Below are 16,096 nucleotides of genomic sequence, written 5' to 3' on the forward strand. Positions count from 1 at the left end.
GCCGACGCAGCGTACGCCACACGGCATACCCGTCACTGCACTGATCCGCACCGCTCAGCCGCCCTGGCCGCGGACGCGCAGCAGCGCGTCGACCTGCTGCTTGGCGCGCTCGGGAAGGAGTGCCTTGAGCGTGCTGGTCGTGGCCCGGCGGACGAGCTGCACCGTCGTCGCGGGGCCCACCTCGCGCTCGATGGCGAAGCTGGCGAGGTTGTCGCGGGCCCGCTCCAGCCGGCCCCGGTCGTCGTCGGCCCAGGCCTTGCGGCCGCGCCGGGCGCGGACCACCTTGACGAGGTCGTCCATCCGGCCCGCGTCGGCCAGCGCGACATAGAGCCGCAGGGTGGGCGGCTGCGCGTCCAGGAGGCGCTGCGGCAGCCCCGACACGACGTGCCGGAAGAACGTGAGGTATGCCGCGCGGTAGGCGCCGTCCGACTCCGGCAGTGCCGCGGTGTAGAGCGGGAGGTCGAGCTGGAGCACCTTGACGTCGTGGTGCTCGCGCAGGCCGTGGAGCTGCTGCGCCTCGAGGAACTGGTCGACGTCGCGCACGGCCGCGAACCGGTCGGTGAGGTTGCCGAGCTCGTTGCGCCGCTGGGTGATCGAGCGCTCGCCCAGCCGGCTGCGCCAGCGGTACACCGGCTCGTGCACGACGGCCACCCGGCCCGAGAAGTGCAGGGCCCGCACGGTGACGGGCAGGTCCTCGTAGAGGACGCCCTCGGGGAACCGCAGACCGTGCTCGAGCAGGAAGGATCGTCGGTAGACCTTGTTCCAGGCCGTCGTGTCGAAGATCAGCGACGGGTCGTCGACCAGCACGCCGTGGTCGCCCACGCCCTGCAGGGCCCGGGCGTGCAGGGCGCTCGGCCAGTCGCGCTCGCCGTCGGTGCGGTTCACCGCACCCGTCGCGACGTGGACCCCGTCGGCGACGGCACGACGGACCAGCTCGGCGTACGCAGGCAGCAGCACGTCGTCGCCGTCCACGAAGCCGACGTACTCCCCCGTGGCGAGGTCGATGCCGACGTTGCGCGCGGCGCCGAGCCCGGCGTTGGACTGGTGCACGACCCGCCAGCCCGGACGGCCGGCGGCGATCGCGTCGCAGATGGCGGGGCTGGAGTCGGTGGAGCCGTCGTCGATGACGATGACCTCGGTGTCACGCGGGACGACCTGCGCCACCGACTCGAGGCACTCACGGACCCAGCGCTCGACGTCGTAGACCGCCACGACGACGCTGAGCAGGGGCGGCCGGCCCGAGGGCGCGGTCACCGCACCCGGTAGAGGGTCAGGTTGCGCGCATCGGACTCGAAGACGGGCTCCCAGGTGGACGGCGGCCCGGAGGGGTTCTTGATCGTCCAGGGGGTCAGTGCCGTGAGGCAGAAGCCACACGTGCGCGAGCCGGGCTGGAACAGCAGGACGTAGTCACCGCTGACCGGCTTGGCATCCTGGCCGGTGATCGACTCGGCCTTGCCCTCCCAGACCTTGTCGCCACCGAAGAACTCGCGCTGGTAGGCCGGCAGGATGCGGGCGGTCTCCCAGTCGGTCCAGACCGTGGTGGTCTTGAAGTCCTCCTGGTCGAGGTGGTCACGCAGCTCCTCGAGGGCGTCACCGCCGTTGGCCGCGAAGGCCGTGCTGGCGGGCCCGGTCGTCGCGTAACGGGCACCCTCGAAGACGGGGACGGCGAGGACGAGCACTGCCACGAGCGCGGGAAGGACGCTCGCGACCACCCGCGGCGCGCCGGCCGATGCGAGTCGTCGGACCACCCAGGCCGTCGCCAGGGCGGCGATCCCGGCCACGACCAGCGACTCGGCGGGAACGAACGGGATCCAGTAGCGGGCGATGTCGAGCCGGCCTCGAGGGTGGGCCGGGTCCAGTCCTCCGGCGGCCAGGACGGTGAGGGTGTAGACGCCCAGGAACCACCAGGCCATCAGGCGGATGCCGCCGTTGCGCACGAAGACGCCGAGCGCCGCGATCACGCCGATGACGACCATGGCGTGCCCGCCGGCCATCGCCCACGCCATCTTGGGGATGAAGGTGAAGTAGGTCAGGCGGGGCTGGTTGACGAGGTTGCCGTTGGCCAGCTCGCCGTCCGCCGTCTTGGTCGCGCTGATGTCCGTGCCGCTCAGGACGTGCAGCTTGAGCAGCGGGTCGCCGTAGGCGATGGCGCTGATGCCGATGTCGAGCGCGGCCCAGAACGCCAGCGGGAGCAGCAGGAAGACCGCCGTGCGGACGAGCCGGCCACGACGCCAGAGGATGACGGCGATGAGCGGCCAGGCCAGCATCGAGGTCTCGCGGGTCTCGAACCCCCAGCCGAGCAGGAAGCCCACGACGACGACCAGGGCGATGGTCCACCGGTCCCAGGACTCGCGGTCCCGAGCCATGAGGGCGACCACGATCGCGAGCGTGAAGATGGCCATCGACATGATGTCGGGGTAGCCACGCGACAGGTTGTAGAAGACGACGGTGTTGGACACGACGAGCACGACCGCGACCAGCCCGGCCAGTCGACCCCACCACCGGCGGCCCAGCAGGTAGACCGCACCCGAGAGCACCCCTGCCGACAGCAGCGGCCAGAAGTAGTAGGTGGCCTGGGCGTTGCGGAAGACGAAGGCCGGGGGCATCGACGCCAGGATGATGCCGTAGCGCGTGTAGCCGAGCGGGACCCAGGTGTCCTCCGGGAAGTGCATCGCCGCCCGCACGTAGTGCCAGGGGTCGGTGGGCACGATGATCGACCGGAAGACGTAGGCCAGGACCATCACGGCCACCCCGACGAGCACCGCGACGAGGACGTCGGCGCGCGACCACGCCGTGCCTGCGAGCCAGTCGCGACGCGGCTCGGCCGTCTCGGCCGGCTCAGCCGTCTCGGTCCGCTCGGGGTCGTCGACCACCTCTCGGGACGCCCGGGCGCGCTCGCGCCTGGAGTTCTCGATGTGGGTCAAGGGGTCCTCCGGAAGGTCGCGCGGGGTGGGGCCAAGGGTATCGGCTGTGTGTGCCAGTCCGGTCACGCCACTCAGCCGAGCACCCGGTCGATGAACCTCGCGGAGGCACCGCCGTCCTCGAGCCCGGTGAAGCGCTCGCGGAACGCTTCGTACCGCGCGGCATACTCGGTCGTCACCTCGTCGAGGCGCCCGAGGGCGTCGATGACGGCCACGGACTCGGTGAGCAACGGTCCGGGCGCGTCCTGCTCGAAGTCGAAGTAGAAGCCACGCAGGTTGTCGCGGTAGTCGGCCAGGTCCCAGGTGAAGAAGAGGATGGGCCGACCGGTGTTGACGAAGTCGAACATCACCGAGGAGTAGTCCGTGATGAGGACGTCCGACACGAGGTAGAGGTCGCGGATGTCGGGGTAGCTCGAGACGTTGCGGACGAAGCCCCCGAACATGGCGGCGTCGATCTCGGATGCCACGAGCTGGTGGCCGCGGATCAGCAGGACGCTGTCGTGGCCGTAGGCGCGGTAGAGCGCCTCGAGGTCGAGCTTCATCGTGAACTGGTAGCGACCGCTGGCGTCGTAGTCGTTGTCGCGCCAGGTCGGGGCGTAGAGGATCACGCGCTTGCCCTCGGGGAGGTCGAGCCGCCGCCGGGTGGCGTCGGCCTGCTCCTGGGCGAGCTCGGGCCGGTGGAAGATGTCGTTGCGGGGGTACCCGATCTCGAGGACCTCGCCCGCGAACTGGAAGGCCTTGCTGAGGATCGCGGTCGAGAACTCGTTGGGTGAGACCAGGGCGTCCCACTTCGCGACGTCGCGCGCGAACTGGGTGAGGTAGTTCTTGTTGGACATCTGGATCGACTCGATGTCGAACCCGATCCGCTTGAGCGGCGTGCCGTGCCAGGTCTGGGCATAGGTGCTGCCCTCGCGCTTGACGTAGTGCACCGGCATCGAGTCGTTGCTCACGACCCAGCGGGCGGTGCCGAGCCGGCGGTAGTACTCCCGGCTGCCGGTGATGACGCGCGTGACGCCGTCGGGCACCTCCACGGCGTGGTCCTGCACGGCCCACACGCAGCTGCGCGGGTCGCCCCGGCGCTGCAGCTCCTCGAAGATGGCCCGCGGGTTGTCGGAGTACTGCCGGCCCTTCCAGGCCTCGAAGAAGACGGTGTCCTCGAGGGGCCGGCGGCGCTGGAGCCGGTAGTAGTACTTGCGGTTGCGCATCCGGTGCAACGCCCCGCGGTCCTTGTAGTCACCCGACGCGTCGACCACCAGCGACAGCTCGTGGGCGGAGTCCGAGCGCAGCTGGTAGGTCAGGCCGTCGACCGCCCCGACGCTGCCGAGGAGCGCCTCGGCGGTGCTGGCCGTCCGCACGCTGCGCTCGCGCTGGCCGTCGTCGTCGGTCAGGAGGTTGACGAACCAGCGGCCGTCCTCGAGCCAGCGCAGCACCGCGGAACCGGGCTCGCCGCGCGCCGGGATGGTGGCCTGCCAGCGCGTCCCGTCGGCGGTCACCGGGATCTGGTGGCTGGCGCCGCTGCCGGTGGTCAGGGAGAGCGCGTCCACCCGCGAACCGCTCGCGTCGCCCTCGAGGTGGAGCCCCTCGTCGGTCCAGCGGAACGACGTGAGGACCGGTCCGGGGCGCGCATCCCACAGGCGGGCACCGCCGTCGGCACCCTCGCGGACGACGACCGAGCGGTTGCGGACCGTGACGAAGGCGTCCTCCATCTCCGGCGCGAGGTGCAGCAGGGTGCGTGGCGGCGCGTCCAGTGGCTGGTCCGGGTCGGCGAGGCCGAGGACCCACTCACGCGCGGCGAAGGACGCCGCCCGCACCTCGAGCTGGTCGGCGCTGACCACGGCCGTGGCGGTGTGGCCGTCGATCGCGAGTGGGACGCTGAGCCCCCGGAGGGCATCCGTGCGGCGCAGGTAGAGGGCGGTGTCGTCCCAGTCGCCGACGGTCCGGCGCAGCGTGAAGCGGAGGTTCTCGCCCTCGGCGCTCACCGACTCCAGGAGGGCCTCGGTCCGGTAGACCGTGACGGTGAGCTTGCGCCCGTCGTAGCCCGGCACCGCGAGCTGGTCCGGGGCGATGAGTCGGCGTCGGGGGTGGCGGCCCGCCCCGAGCTCGGGGTTGCCCACGCTGGAGCCGCGGCGCGCGGAAGGGGTGGCGAGCTGCACCAGCAGCTCGTAGCTGGCCTCCTGCTGGCCGGGGGGCAGGTGGAGCCGGCTGCTCGGGATGCGGGCGCTGAAGCCGCCCGCGTCGTAGGAGACCGCCGTGCCCGTGGTGTTGGCGGTGAGGTCCGGACGGCGCACCCGGCGCGCGCGGACGGACGTGCGCTCGGTGGCCGGAGCACCCACGCGGCGCAGCTGGAACCGGCGCACCGAGGACACCGAGGTGGCCTCAGGGACCCGGTGGATGAAGGCGTGGCCCTCGACGACGAGGGAGTCGCCGTCCCACTGCACGTCGCGGACACCGGTCCGCAGCGGCTGGGACCGGGTCGTCTCGTAGACCGACGCCGGGATCCCCTTGCTGGCGTCGGTCCGGAAGGGGAGGTCGGCATAGAGGCGCACGCCCGACCGGACGAAGTTGCCGCGGTTCGCGGGCACTCGGTAGTAGTCCTGCACCTCGAGCAGCTCGGGCAGCATGCCCTTCGAGATCAGGTGGTACTGCAGACGCCGGATCGGCGCGAGCTTCGCGACCGCAGCGGCCGGGATGCGCTCGAGGTAGCTGCCGACGAGCTCGACGACCCGCTCGCGGAACTCGTCAGTGCCCTCGTGGAGGACGTCGATGAACAGCGGGATGTCGATCGACAGCACCTTCGCGTCGTGGATCGCCTTGCCCTGCTTGTCATCTCGCGCGACGAGGAAGTCGTCCACTGCAGCCACCGCGGCGAGGCGGTCGACGAGGTTCTTGGTCTCGGCCCGGCGCTGGGTGATCGACTGCACGGCGGTCTGGCGCTCGCGCCACAGGTAGACCGGGTCGACCAGGACGTCGACCGACCGGGCCAGGAAATGCGCCGGGAGGGTCAGCGGGATGTCCTCGTAGTAGACGCCCTCGGGGAAGCGCAGGTCGTGCTCGGTGAGGAAGGCGCGTCGGTAGACCTTGTTCCAGGCCGTGGTGTCGAAGATGAGCGAGGGCGTCTCGCGGATGTGGGTGCGCATCTGGTTGCGCATGATCGCCCTGCGGTGCAGCGGGGAGTTGAAGGTCTTGGCGCCGTCGAAGCGCAGCACGCCACCGCAGACGATGTCGGAGCCGCTCTCGGAGACGGCGTGGAGCATCAGCTCGTAGGCGTCGCGCGGGATGAGGTCGTCGGAGTCGACGAACGCGACGAAGTCCGAGCTCGAGTGGTCCATGCCGATGTTGCGGGCCCGTCCGAGGCCGCCGTTCTCGACGTGCAGGACCTGCCAGTGCGCGCGGTCCTTGGCGAAGGCGTCGGCCAGCTCACCCGAGCCGTCCGTCGAGCCGTCGTCCACGAGGATGACCTCGAGGTCATCCAGCGTCTGGGCCACGAGGGAGTCCAGGCAGGCCACGAGGTAGTCGCTCACGTTGTAGATGGGCACGACGACGCTCAGCGAAGGCATGGAGGAGTGAGTCCCTTTCCGTGGGGGTCAGTCGGTGGGGGTCAGTCGGGTTCAGGCCATGCTAAACGCAGGAGGGACCCCCGGCCCCCATCGGCGGCTGGCCGTTCAGGGCGGCCTCAGGCGACGCGGCGGACGCGTCAGGCCTGCTCGATCCGCACGCGGCTGGTGAGGAACCCCCAGCCCCACGCGAGGTGCATCGTGGGCAAGATCACGGGTAGCCAGACCCGGTCGCGCGGCTCCAGCCGCGGGTCGCGGACGCTGAGTCCACCCGCAGTCGTGAGCACGAGGTATGCCGCGGGCAGCAGCCAGAGGGGCCACCACAGGAAGCCGCCGGCCAGCCCGGCGACCACGCCCACCAGCGCGACCGGCGGGGCGAGGTAGCGCGCGTTGATGGTGCCGGCGTGGGTGCGGGCCACGACGCGACGCCAGCGCCCGTAGTCGCGGTACTGCCGCGCCAGCGCGGCCAGGGTCGGTCGGGGGCGGTAGGCCACGCGCAGCCGGGGCGAGAACCAGACGAGCCCACCGGCCTCGCGGATCCGGTGGTTGAGCTCCCAGTCCTGCGCCCGGACGAACCGCGGGTCGTAGCCCCCGAGCCGGGTGAGCCACTGCCGTCGGAAGACCCCGAGGTAGACGGTGTCGGCGGGTCCGGCCTCGCCGCCGGTGTGGAAGCGCGAGGCCCCGACGCCCAACCGGGAGGTCATGGCGGCTGCGACCGCGCGCTCGAAGGAGGTGACGCCTTCTGCGTCCATCAGGCCGCCGACGTTGGCCGCACCGGTCTCGTCGAGCAGCTCGACCGCCGTGCGCACGTAGTCGCGGTCCAGCACCCCGTGCCCGTCGACGCGGACGACCACCTCGGTGTCCCCCAGTGCGGCGATGGCAGCGTTGAGCGCCTCCGGGGTCCGCCCCGACGGGTTGGCGACGCTGCGGACGGCAGGGTGCTCGGCGCAGAGCTGCGCGGCGATCTGGTCGGTGGCGTCGGAGCTGGGCCCGAGCGCGAGCACGAGGTGGAGGTCGCCCGCGTAGTCCTGGCCGAGCACGGCGTCGACGGCTTCGCGCAGGTGCCGCTCCTCGTTGAGGATCGGCATGATGACGCCCACTGCCGGCGCCGTGGTGGGGGCCGCGGCGGTGGACGCGGTCTCGGCTGGCTGGGGGGTTTCGTCGTGGTGCTGGGTCGTCATGAGGCTGCTGAGCATACGGAGGAGAGGTCGTTCTCCGCCGCGTTGCCTGCTGCCTTGTTCGGGTCCTGCACCGCGGTGCCGGGCTGAGCGGCGGGCTTCTTCGTGCTGACCTTGGGCTTGCTGCCCGCGGTCCTGCCGGTCGTGGACTTGGTGCTGGAGCCCTTCCCCTTGGCTGCCGCGGCCCGCTCGGAAGCCTTGATGGTCTTCTGGACCGTCGAGGTGATCAGGGTGGGGTCGTAGTCCCAGGGCTTCATGAGCGGGGGCACGAAGTTGACGCCACGGATGGGGTGCTGCCGCGTCTTCATGGCGAGGTCCGCGAACCGGCCGAGCTCGGACTGGGGCAGGTCGGTCTGGATGAGCCCGGAGCTGGCGCCCGCGATCTTCTGGAACCGGACCAGCACGGTCTGCGGGTCGAGCTGGTCGGCCATCGCGGTCATGACACAGCGCTGCCGGGCCATCCGCTCGTAGTTGGTGGACCCCTGACGGGACCGGGCGTACCAGAGCGCGTGGAAGCCGTCGAGGTGCTGCTCCCCCGGCTCGATCCACCCGACGATGGGCGACGTTCCGCCGCCGATCGGGGTGCGGTACTTGACGTTGATGTCCAGCCCGCCGACCGCGTCCACCATCTTCTTGAAGCCGCGCAGGTCGATCATCACGTAGTACTGGATGTCCATGCCGCTGAGCGCCTCGACCGCCTCGCGGGTGGCGAGCACCCCGGGGTTGGCGGTGCCGGGCGGGAACTTGGCGGCGTTGTTCTGGGCCCAGGTGTAGAGGCCGTTGAGAAGACACTCGTCGCCGCAGTTCCAGCCCTCGGGCATCAGCCGCGCCATCGTGGAGCCCGGCCGGAAGTTGATGTTCTCGGTGTCGCGCGAGAAGCCGAAGGTCACCGCGCTGCCGGTGTCGGCGTCGATGCTGACGAGCTGGATGCTGTCGGGGCGCGTGCCGACCCGGTCCCGTCCGGAGTCCGCCCCGAGCATCAGGATGTTGTAGCGGCCGTTGACGGCGCCCACCGCCTCGTGGCCCTGGAACAGCGCGCTCATGGCGTCCCGTCCGGCGCCCACCGAGCTCGCGGCATACACGAGGCCACCGGAGGTCACGACGAGCAGCGCGGCGGTCACGCCGGTGAGCCAGCGCCGGGTCGTGAGCAGGAGGGTCGCCGGGCGACCCAGTCGCCACGCGTCGACGAAGAGGACCGCCCAGAGGAGGGCAAAGCCGGCCAGCAGCCACTGGAGCACGGTGAGCACCCACCCCCGCCCGAGCACGCCGATGGCCAGCGACTGGCTGAGCATGAACACGACGGCGAGCACGACGGCCAGTGCCGCCAGCGAGGCCCAGACCCGCAGGGCGAACCTGCCGAGACCGCGGCGACCGGCCACGAGCTGGGCGCTGCCCGGGACCAGGAGCGTCAGGAGGACCAGCGTGAAGGCGCGCCGACGGCGCATCCGCGGGGTCAGCGAGTCGGCGTCACCGAGCCCACCGCCCGACCGGCGGGACAGGTAGACCCCGGTGTCAGCGCCCGCGTGCGCGGCATGGGAGGCCCTCATGGTGGACCAGTATCAGGCAGCACCAGTGTGATTCCTGTGACGCGTGTGATTTCCCGAGTGTCGCCGCATTCTGTCTGCCACGGTCGGGTTCGTCCCGTTCTGCGGGGCTTTGGGCGGCTCAGGGGCCACCCGCCGAGTCCGTGCGGCCTTTTGCCAGTCCACAGGAGCGCACTGGACACTGGACGACATGACTGGACGCCGCAGTGGCCCCGACGACGCCCGAGCCATCCCGCAGAGGGGGTCCGGCGACGACGCGTCGGGACCTGGCGACGGCTCGGGGGAGGGCGCCGAGGGTGTCTACACCGTCGACGTCCGAGGCCGCCGTCGGCCTCGCTCGGGTGACGAGTCGTCGACCCGGGCCATGCCGGTCGGCGCCACCCGTCCGGCCGCGTCCGACCGGCCGCGCCGGGCCACCCCGCCGCCGGTCGACTCCGGTGGCTACGACGACGGTTATGACCACGGGTACGACGACGGGCCCCGGCGGCGGCGCCGGTTCCCCGCGGGTCGCATCGTGCTGCTGCTCATCGTCGCGTGGGTGGCGTTCATGATCTTCACGCCGCTGCACGCCTGGAACTCCGTGACCAAGGTCGACGCCACCCCCGGCGGCACCCGCCCGGCTGACTCCAAGGGCTACAACTACCTGCTCGTCGGGTCGGACAGCCGCGAGGGGCTGACCAAGGCCCAGCGCAAGGAGTACGCCACCGGCAACGCGGCCGGTCGGCGCACCGACTCGATCATCCTGGTCCACGTCCCCGCGAACGGTGGCAAGCCCGCCCTCATCTCGCTGCCGCGCGACTCCTACGTCCCGATCCCGGGCCACGGCAGCAACAAGATCAACGCCGCGTTCGCCTTCGGCGGCCCCAACCTCCTCGTCCAGACCGTCGAGCAGGTGACCGACCTGCACGTCGACGGCTACGTCGAGATCGGGTTCGCCGGCTTCGCCTCCGTCGTCAACAGCGTCGGCGGCGTGAACATCTGCGTCCCCTTCGCCATGAACGACAAGAAGGCCGGCATCAACCTCAAGAAGGGCTGCCAGCTCCTCGACGGCAAGAACGCCCTCGGCTACGTCCGCGCCCGCTACTCCGACCCGCGGGGCGACATCGGTCGGGCGGAGCGCCAGCGCCAGTTCCTCGCCGCGATCATGAAGAAGGCCCTGACCCCCTCGACGGTGCTGATCCCGACGCGCTACTGGTCGTTCTCCCACGCGTCGGCCCGGGGCCTCATCGTCGGCGAGGACACCTCGATGCGCGACGCCAGCCGCGTCCTGCTCGCGATGCGGGCGGTCTCCAACGACAAGGGCCTGAGCCTGGTCGTGCCGCTGTCCAGCCTGAACTACCAGACCAGCGCCGGCAGCTCGGTGAAGTGGGACACCGCCCGCGCGAAGGCGCTGTTCACGTTGCTGCGCAACGACACCCCGCTCGAGGCGCCCCCCGAGGGCACCGACGGCAAGCCCTCCGGCAACTGACCTCACCATTATCGGGTGTAGGGACAAAGGTGCGCTTCACCCTGGAACCGTTCTCGGGTGAAGCGCACCTTTCTCCAGCGAGGTATGCCGTCCACGCGGCATACCTCGCCTCCCACCACCGAGTCTGACGGCCTGGCTACTTGCGCGCCGTGCCGGCGAGGAGGTGACGGCCCATCACCATGCGCTGGATCTGGTTGGTGCCTTCGTAGATCTGGGTGATCTTCGCGTCGCGCATCATCCGCTCGACCGGGAAGTCGCGGACATAGCCCGCGCCACCGAGCAGCTGCACGGCGTCGGTGGTCACCTGCATCGCGACGTCGGAGGCGTAGCACTTGGCGGCGGCGCCGAAGAACGGCAGGTCCTTGTCGCCCCGCTCGGACTTGGCCGCGGCGACGTAGACCATCTGCCGCGCGGCCTCGACGGCCATGGCCATGTCGGCGAGCATGAACTGGATGCCCTGGAACTCGGCCACTGCCTTGCCGAACTGCTTGCGCTCCTTGACGTACGACACGGCGAAGTCGAGCGCCCCCTGGGCGATCCCGACGGCCTGCGCCCCGATGGTGACGCGGGTGTGGTCGAGGGTGCGCAGCGCGATCTTGAGGCCGTCGCCGACCTCCCCGACGACCCGGTCGCCGGGGATGCGCACGTGGTCGAAGTGCAGCTCGCGGGTCGGCGAGCCCTTGATGCCGAGCTTGCGTTCCTTCTCCCCGAAGGTGAAGCCCTCGTCGGACTTCTCGAGGACGAAGGCGGTGACGTTGCTGCCGCGCTTGCCGTCGGGGTCGGTGACCGCGAGGACGGTGTAGTACTCCGAGATGCCGGCGTTGGTGATCCACGACTTCTGGCCGTTGACGACCCAGTCGTCGCCGTCGCGCGTGGCGCGCGTCTTCATGGCTGCGGTGTCGGACCCGGCCTCGCGCTCGGACAGGCCGTAGGAGAACGTCGTCCGCCCCTCCGCCAGCGGGGTGAGGTAGCGCTTCTTCACGTCGTCGTTCGCCGCGAGGATCAGCGGCATGGTGCCGAGCTTGTTGACCGCCGGGATCAGCGAGGCGGAGGCGTCGACCCGGGCGACCTCCTCGATGACGATGCACGTGGCGAGCGCCTCAGCACCAACACCGCCGTACTCCTCGGGGATGTGCGGGGCGAAGAAGTCCGAGGCGACCAGGGCGTCGTGCGCCTCCTGGGGGTAGCGCGCCTCCTCGTCCACGGCCGCGGCATACGGGGCGATCTTGTCCTCGGCGACGGCACGCACCGCCCCACGGAGGGCCTCGTGGTCCTCGGAGATCTTGAACAGGTCGAAGGCGGGGTTACCAGTGCTCACAGTCCCTCAGGTTACCCGCTGGTATGCCGTCTGTGAGGGGCCGCGCGTGTGGGCTTGCCGACACCTGCGGATCGCCGACAGATCGGACCCGGTTCGGTCGGTCGCTCCGCCACCGTCCCCGCGAACTGATAGGAAACTCCCGACCCACGCTCCGGGCCCGGTCAGCCCACTTCCTCGGGGGGACCCACCACATGACCAGCCCTGCCCGCGTCCGCGCGGGACTCACCGTTGCCCTGACCACGGCCCTCGCCGTCAGCGCAGTCCCGGCCACCCAGGCCGCCAGCTCGTCGGCCACGCGGGACGGCGATGCCTTCAAGGTCCGCGCCGTCAACGCGATGGTCCACGCGGTCTCCGCCCGCCGCGCCACGGCGTCCGGCGACACCAGCCGGCTGGTCGCCTCCTCGGCGGCCCGCAAGGCCGCCGCCGTCGACCAGGCGCCCGACCCCCAGCTGCCGGCCACCCGGACCCTGGCGGCGCCCGACGACGTCGCCGCCGCGGCCACCTGCGACGACCTCCAGCTCGACTGGACCCCGACCAACGACCGGGTCTGGATCCACTGGAAGGACCTCGGCCTGTCCAGCTACACCATCCTGCGCCAGCGCGACGGGGGCGCCTGGAAGCAGCTCGCCTCCGTGGGAGCCGGCCAGAGCTCGTTCGTCGACCGGACCGTCAACCCGCGCGGGCTGTCGACCTACCGGCTCGAGGCCGACAACCTCAGCTGTGACCTCGGCGCGTGGGTGACCATGGCGACCAACGACGGCTGGGGCGTGCCGGATGCCGTCTTCGGCACCGTGGGCGCCGGCGACGCCACGGGCGCCCTCCTGATGCAGGACACCTACTCCTACGCCATGCCCAGCACGATGATCGGGATGGACCCCGCGTACTCCCCGGACGGCCGGCTGCTGGCCGCCGCGGAGAGCACCAACGGGACCAGCTGGACCCTCGAGCTCAGCGAGGTCAGCCCCAGGGGGATCGAGGGCGACTACCGCAGCAACAGCCAGCCCGCGGGGACCCTTGCCGCCGAGCCCGCCTGGTCACCTGACGGCCGGCGCGTGGTCTACACGCGCTACACCGTCGACGCAGTCACCGGCGACGTCACCGGCTCGCAGCTGCGGATGATCGACGTGGCCAGCGGGGTCGACACCGCGGTGAGCGGGTCGACCGGACTCGTCCAGGCCGACTGGCGGTCCGCCACCACCCTCATCGCGGCGGGCGGTGCCGCGGGCGAGGGCCTGTTCACCCTCGCCGCAGCCGGCGGGACGAAGGCCCCCGTGGCGGGGACCTCCAACGCCGGGTTCCCGGAGGTCGCGCCGAACGGCAAGACCTACTTCGCGACCGGCGACGGCACCACCTTCGCGCTGAAGGTGCTCTCCACCACCGGCGCGATCACCCCGCTGCAGACCAGCACCACCCACAACTTCGAGCGCCCGCGGGTCTCGCCCGACGGCACGCTGTTCTACCTCGACGTCGACCTCAAGGTCCTCAACGACCCGACCGACAACGAGTTCACCGTGATGTCGTCGACGAACGGGACGGGCACCCCGGAGCCGACCGCCATCGGCGCGCGCCGGACGGACGGCCCCGACGGGTTCTTCGGCTACGACGTGCGCCAGCCGAAGTCCAAGGGCACGTCCGACTTCGTCGGCAACGCGGGCCCGGACATCCTGGCCCGTGACGCCAGCGGCAACCTCTGGGCCTACCCGAGCACCCCCGACAAGATCGCCGGCACGCGGGTCAAGATCGGCAGCGGCTGGAACATCTACAACGCGTTCCTCGCCGCCGGTGACCTCAACGGCGACAACCGGGCCGACATCCTGGCGCGGGACACGAGCGGCAAGCTCTGGCGCTACGACGGCAAGGGCGCCGGCAAGGTCGCTGGTCGCGTCCAGGTCGGCGCGGGCTGGGGCGGCTACCTCCCCCTCGCCCCGGGCGACTTCAACGGCGACGGCCGGGCCGACCTCATCGCGCGGTCGTACACCGGTGAGCTCTGGCTCTACCCGGGCACCGGGCTCGGCACCTTCGCGACCCGGACCCGGCTCGGGACCGGCTGGCAGGGCATGAACAGCATCGTCGGCGTCGGGGACTTCGACCTCGACAACGATGCGGACCTCGTCGCCCGCGAGGCCTCGACGTCCAAGCTCTGGCTCTACCCGGGCAACGGCACCGGCGGCTTCAGCGCCCGGCGCCTGGTGGGCAGTGGCTGGAACACCTTCAAGGGGATCGCCGGTCCGGAGCTCCTGGGCACGAACCCGTTCGTCTACGCCAAGACCGGCGACGGCAAGCTGCTCGCCTACCTCGTCGTGGGTGACGGCCGGTTCGACGGCACCGAGGTCTACCTGGCCGGCACCGGCTGGGGTCCGTACTCGTTCACGTCCTGAACCCGGGCACACCGACAACCCGGGCACACCGACAACCCGGACACCGACAACCCGGACAGCGAGAACCGAGACACCGACGGGGGTGTGCAGCGTGGTCACCACGCTGCACACCGCCCGTCCTCGCGCTCGCTGCGTCTCCCGGGCCCGTTGCTCCCCCGCGGGTCAGCGGCGGCGCGGGAGGTGCCAGAGGTGGCCGTGCTCCTCGCGGTCGAGGAGCTCAGGCATCACGTCGCGCTCGAACAGCGCCATGCCGGTCGTGTCGTAGGCCCCTTCGGGGAAGTTGAGGATCGCGTAGGTCATGCCGAGCCCTTCGAGGGCCTTGAGCTTCTCGACGACCTGCTCGGGGGTGCCCACCGTGGCCTGCTTGCGGTAGTCGGCGAACAGGTGGTCGACCCGCGCCTCGGGTGAGCCCACCGACAGCAGCCGGTCGCGCAGCGTGGCGAAGCGGTCCTCGACCTCCCGCTCGGTGCTGCCGATGAAGACGTTGAGGTTGCTGCTGCGCACGATCTCGCCGAAGTCGCGACCCACGTCGTCGCAGTGGCCCTTGAGGATCTCGCTCTTGGCCGCGAACACCGCCGGCGTCGGGTCGAAGTTGGTGTAGTCGGCATACTTCGCGGCGATGCGCAGGGTCTTCTTCTCGCCGCCGCCGGCGATCCACATCGGTATGCCGTTGTGCTTGGACCCGGGGACGGCCGTGCCCTGAAGGGGCTGCGGGTAGCAGCGGGCGCCATCGACCTGGAAGTGCTTGCCCTCCAGGGTTGCCGAGCCGGTGGTCCACATCTGCCGGAAGATCTGCACTCCCTCGTCGAGCGCGCTCAGGCGCTCACCCGCCCGGGGGAAGCCGTAGCCGTAGGCCCGCCACTCGTGCTCGTACCAGCCGGCGCCGATGCCCATCTCGACCCGACCCTCGGAGATGATGTCGACCGTCGCCGCGACCTTGGCCAGGTAGGCCGGGTTGCGGTAGGCCATGCAGGTGCACATCTGGCCCAGCCGCACGCGTCCCGTCACCGCGGCGAACGCTGCCATCAGCGTCCACGCCTCGTGCGTCGCCTCCTCGCTGGGGATCGGCACGGTGTGGAAGTGGTCGAACACCCAGATCGAGGACCAGTCCTCGTTGGCGTCGGCGCGGCGCGCGAGGCCAGCCATCACCCCCCAGTGCTGGCTGGGGTCGATCCCGACGAGGTCCATGCGCCAACCCTGTGGCACGAAGAGTCCGAACTTCATGTCGCCGACGTTACTGCCTCTGCCCAAGGCAGCCGATGCGTGTGATGCTGAGGCCATGAGCTTTCGTCACCAGAACGATCCCGACCTCATTCGCGAGCTCCTCATCGACCCGGGCATCTGGGTCGTCGTCGGCCTCTCGAACAACCAGGATCGGGAGGCGTTCGGCGTCTCCCGCTGGCTCAAGGTCGAGCTCGGCAAGGGACTGATCCCGGTGCACCCCAAGGCGGAGACGGTGCACGGGGAGCAGGGCTACGCAACGCTGTCGGACATCCCCGACGGCACCGACATCAAGGTCGTCGACTGCTTCGTCAACTCCGAGCACGTCGGCGCGGTGGTCGACGAAGCCATCGCCAACAAGGACCGGCTCCAGATCGACGCCATCTGGATGCAGCTGGGCGTGGTCGACGAGGCAGCGGGCGACCGGGCCCGTGCGGTCGGGCTCGACGTCGTCATGGACACCTGTCCGCGCATCGAGTGGCGCGGCGTCCGCTCGGCGGGGATGGCCCGCTAG

10 protein-coding genes are annotated in these 16,096 nt (G+C 70.9%); 3 read left to right on the forward strand and 7 right to left on the reverse strand.

Annotated features, from left to right (window positions below):
* Window positions 1-54: 54 nt before the first annotated feature.
* From ACXJKD_RS01370 to ACXJKD_RS01390, 5 genes are all read right to left on the reverse strand, one after another.
* Entirely contained in the window at window positions 55-1,254 is a 1,200-nt protein-coding gene (locus ACXJKD_RS01370; RefSeq protein WP_457252530.1) for a glycosyltransferase family 2 protein, read from the reverse strand.
* Complete coding sequence (locus ACXJKD_RS01375) at window positions 1,251-2,924, reverse strand: glycosyltransferase family 39 protein (protein ID WP_457252531.1); 1,674 nt, start codon at window positions 2,922-2,924, stop codon at window positions 1,251-1,253. The genes ACXJKD_RS01370 and ACXJKD_RS01375 overlap by 4 nt, the downstream gene beginning before the upstream one ends.
* 71 nt (window positions 2,925-2,995) lie before the next feature.
* Entirely contained in the window at window positions 2,996-6,478 is a 3,483-nt protein-coding gene (locus tag ACXJKD_RS01380) for a bifunctional glycosyltransferase/CDP-glycerol:glycerophosphate glycerophosphotransferase (protein ID WP_457252532.1), read from the reverse strand.
* A 137-nt stretch (window positions 6,479-6,615) separates the two neighbouring features.
* Entirely contained in the window at window positions 6,616-7,656 is a 1,041-nt protein-coding gene (locus tag ACXJKD_RS01385) for a glycosyltransferase family 2 protein (RefSeq protein ID WP_457252533.1), read from the reverse strand.
* Complete coding sequence (locus tag ACXJKD_RS01390; RefSeq protein WP_457252534.1) at window positions 7,653-9,200, reverse strand: LCP family protein; 1,548 nt, start codon at window positions 9,198-9,200, stop codon at window positions 7,653-7,655. The genes ACXJKD_RS01385 and ACXJKD_RS01390 overlap by 4 nt, the downstream gene beginning before the upstream one ends.
* A 187-nt stretch (window positions 9,201-9,387) precedes the next feature.
* Between ACXJKD_RS01390 and ACXJKD_RS01395 the strand changes: the two genes are divergently transcribed.
* The gene (locus ACXJKD_RS01395) at window positions 9,388-10,665 is read left to right on the forward strand and encodes an LCP family protein (protein ID WP_457252535.1); all 1,278 of its coding nucleotides are present in this window, start codon (window positions 9,388-9,390) and stop codon (window positions 10,663-10,665) included.
* Window positions 10,666-10,801: 136 nt separating this feature from the next.
* Here ACXJKD_RS01395 and ACXJKD_RS01400 read toward each other — a convergent pair whose 3' ends face one another.
* Entirely contained in the window at window positions 10,802-11,983 is a 1,182-nt protein-coding gene (locus ACXJKD_RS01400) for an acyl-CoA dehydrogenase family protein (RefSeq protein ID WP_457252536.1), read from the reverse strand.
* 191 nt (window positions 11,984-12,174) lie between these two features.
* Here ACXJKD_RS01400 and ACXJKD_RS01405 point away from each other — a divergent pair, with 191 nt between their 5' ends.
* Window positions 12,175-14,361, forward strand: coding sequence for an FG-GAP-like repeat-containing protein (locus tag ACXJKD_RS01405; protein WP_457252537.1), 2,187 nt, complete (start codon window positions 12,175-12,177; stop codon window positions 14,359-14,361).
* Between the two features lie 162 nt (window positions 14,362-14,523).
* Here the strand turns inward: ACXJKD_RS01405 and ACXJKD_RS01410 are convergent, their stop codons facing one another.
* Window positions 14,524-15,585 (reverse strand): LLM class F420-dependent oxidoreductase, encoded by a 1,062-nt coding sequence (locus ACXJKD_RS01410; RefSeq protein WP_457252538.1) that lies wholly within the window; start codon window positions 15,583-15,585, stop codon window positions 14,524-14,526.
* A 55-nt stretch (window positions 15,586-15,640) separates the two neighbouring features.
* On the opposite strand from ACXJKD_RS01410, the gene ACXJKD_RS01415 reads away from it, so the two are divergent.
* Window positions 15,641-16,096: a CoA-binding protein gene (locus tag ACXJKD_RS01415; protein ID WP_457252539.1), complete on the forward strand. Its 456-nt coding sequence runs from the start codon at window positions 15,641-15,643 to the stop codon at window positions 16,094-16,096.

The organism is Pedococcus sp. P5_B7 (genome assembly GCF_054049895.1).

Bases quoted from the DNA above. Each gene is read 5' to 3' on its own strand.
- ACXJKD_RS01415 (WP_457252539.1), top strand. From the start codon at position 15,641: ATGAGCTTTCGTCACCAGAACGATCCCGACCTCATTCGCGAGCTCCTC.
- ACXJKD_RS01380 (WP_457252532.1), bottom strand. From the start codon at position 6,478: ATGCCTTCGCTGAGCGTCGTCGTGCCCATCTACAACGTGAGCGACTAC.
- ACXJKD_RS01390 (WP_457252534.1), bottom strand. From the start codon at position 9,200: ATGAGGGCCTCCCATGCCGCGCACGCGGGCGCTGACACCGGGGTCTAC.
- ACXJKD_RS01410 (WP_457252538.1), bottom strand. From the start codon at position 15,585: ATGAAGTTCGGACTCTTCGTGCCACAGGGTTGGCGCATGGACCTCGTC.
- ACXJKD_RS01405 (WP_457252537.1), top strand. From the start codon at position 12,175: ATGACCAGCCCTGCCCGCGTCCGCGCGGGACTCACCGTTGCCCTGACC.
- ACXJKD_RS01385 (WP_457252533.1), bottom strand. From the start codon at position 7,656: ATGACGACCCAGCACCACGACGAAACCCCCCAGCCAGCCGAGACCGCG.
- ACXJKD_RS01395 (WP_457252535.1), top strand. From the start codon at position 9,388: ATGACTGGACGCCGCAGTGGCCCCGACGACGCCCGAGCCATCCCGCAG.